At 68.3% G+C, this 2287-nt stretch carries 3 protein-coding genes; all 3 read left to right on the forward strand.

Annotated elements, in window-relative coordinates:
• The coding region (gene sufC / locus AB0I49_RS38180) for a Fe-S cluster assembly ATPase SufC (protein WP_363231835.1) at positions 1–564 on the forward strand (564 nt) is incomplete at its 5' end.
• The gene (locus AB0I49_RS38185) at positions 561–1817 is read left to right on the forward strand and encodes a cysteine desulfurase (RefSeq protein WP_363231836.1); all 1257 of its coding nucleotides are present in this window, start codon (positions 561–563) and stop codon (positions 1815–1817) included. The genes sufC and AB0I49_RS38185, both read left to right, overlap by 4 nt.
• 12 nt (positions 1818–1829) lie before the next feature.
• Positions 1830–2287, forward strand: a 458-nt coding sequence (gene sufU, locus AB0I49_RS38190; RefSeq protein ID WP_363231837.1) for a Fe-S cluster assembly sulfur transfer protein SufU, incomplete at its 3' end; no start/stop codon positions are given.

The raw sequence follows: 2287 nt of genomic DNA on the forward strand, positions 1-2287 counted from the left end.
CTCGACGGCGAGGACGTCCTGGAGATGACCGTCGACGAGCGGGCGCGGGCCGGGGTGTTCCTGGCCATGCAGTACCCCGTCGAGGTCCCCGGCGTCTCCGTCTCCAACTTCCTGCGCACCTCCGCCACCGCGATCCGCGGCGAGGCCCCCAAGCTCCGCACCTGGGTCAAGGAGGTCAAGTCCGCGATGGAGCAGCTCCAGATGGACCCCGCCTTCGCCGAGCGCAACGTGAACGAGGGGTTCTCCGGCGGTGAGAAGAAGCGCCACGAGATCCTGCAGCTCGAACTCCTCAAGCCGAAGATCGCCATCCTGGATGAGACCGACTCCGGCCTGGACGTGGACGCCCTGCGCACCGTCTCCGAGGGCGTCAACCGCGTCCGCGAGGGCGGCGAGGTCGGCACCCTCCTCATCACCCACTACACGCGGATCCTGCGCTACATCAAGCCGGACTTCGTGCACGTCTTCGCCAACGGCCGCATCGCCGAGTCGGGCGGCGCGGAACTGGCGGACAAGCTGGAGAACGAGGGGTACGAGAACTACGTGAAGGGCGGCGTACCCGCGTGACACCGTTGCCGGACCTTCTCGATACCGACGCGATCCGCAAGGACTTCCCGATCCTGGAGCGGCAGGTCCACGACGGCAAGAGGGTCGTCTACCTCGACAACGCGGCCACCTCGCAGAAGCCGCGTCAGGTCCTGGACGCTTTGAGCGGCTACTACGAGCGGCACAACGCCAACGTCCACCGCGGCGTGCACGTCCTGGCCGAGGAAGCCACCGCCCTCTACGAGGGCGCGCGGGACAAGGTGGCGGCGTTCATCAACGCGCCGAGCCGGGACGAGGTGATCTTCACGAAGAACGCCTCGGAGTCGCTGAACCTGGTGGCGAACATGCTCGGCTGGGCCGAGGAGCCCTACCGGGTGGACCGGGACACCGAGATCGTCATCACGGAGATGGAGCACCACTCCAACATCGTGCCCTGGCAGCTCCTGTCCCAGCGCACCGGCGCGAAGCTCAAATGGTTCGGCCTGACCGACGACGGCCGCCTCGACCTGACCAGCCTGGACGAGATCATCACGGAGAAGACGAAGATCGTCTCCTTCACGCTGGTCTCCAACCTGCTGGGCACCGTCAACCCGGTCGAGGCGATCATCCGCCGCGCCCAGGAGGTCGGCGCGCTGGTGGCCATCGACGCCTCCCAGGCCGCCCCCCACATGGTCCTCGACGTCCAGGCGTTGCAGGCGGACTTCGTGGCGTTCACCGGGCACAAGATGTGCGGCCCGACGGGCATCGGGGTGCTGTGGGGCCGGCAGGAGCTGCTGGAGGACCTGCCGCCGTTCCTCGGCGGCGGGGAGATGATCGAGACGGTCTCCATGCACTCCTCCACCTACGCTCCGGCCCCCCACAAGTTCGAGGCCGGCACCCCGCCGATCGCGCAGGCGGTGGGGCTGGGGGCGGCGGTGGACTACCTCTCCGCGATCGGCATGGACAAGATCGCAGCCCACGAGCACGCGATCACCGAATACGCCGTGGCACGGCTCCAGGAAGTCCCCGGACTGCGGATCATCGGCCCCGTCACCGCCGAGGACCGGGGGGCGACGATCTCCTTCACGCTCGGCGACATCCACCCCCACGACGTGGGGCAGGTCCTGGACGAGCTGGGGATCGCGGTGCGGGTCGGCCACCACTGCGCGCGGCCGGTGTGCCTGCGCTACGGAATTCCCGCGACCACCCGCGCGTCGTTCTACCTGTACTCCACCCCGGCCGAGGTCGACGCCCTGGTCGCGGGCCTGGAGCACGTACGGAACTTCTTCGGCTAGGGCGGCGGTTACGTGAAGCTCGATTCGATGTACCAGGACGTGATCCTGGACCACTACAAGCACCCGCACGGGCGGGGCCTGCGCCAGGGCGACGCGGAGGTCCACCACGTGAACCCCACCTGCGGGGACGAGATCACCCTGCGGGTGCGGCTGGACGGCGCGACGATAGAAGACGTGTCCTACGAAGGGCAGGGCTGCTCCATCAGCCAGGCCAGCGCCTCCGTCCTCAACGACCTCCTGGTCGGCAAGCCTCTCGATGAGGCGCACCGGATCCAGGAGACGTTCCTGGAGCTGATGCAGTCCAAGGGCCGGCTGGAGCCGGACGAGGCGATGGAGGAGGTCCTGGAGGACGCGGTGGCCTTCGCCGGCGTCTCGAAGTACCCCGCCCGCGTCAAATGCGCCCTGCTGAGCTGGATGGCCTGGAAGGACGCCACCGCCAAAGCCCTCTCCGAGGAGGCGAAAACCGCATG

This window comes from Streptomyces sp. NPDC050617, from assembly GCF_040654795.1.
In the GTDB taxonomy this organism is placed as follows: domain Bacteria; phylum Actinomycetota; class Actinomycetes; order Streptomycetales; family Streptomycetaceae; genus Streptomyces.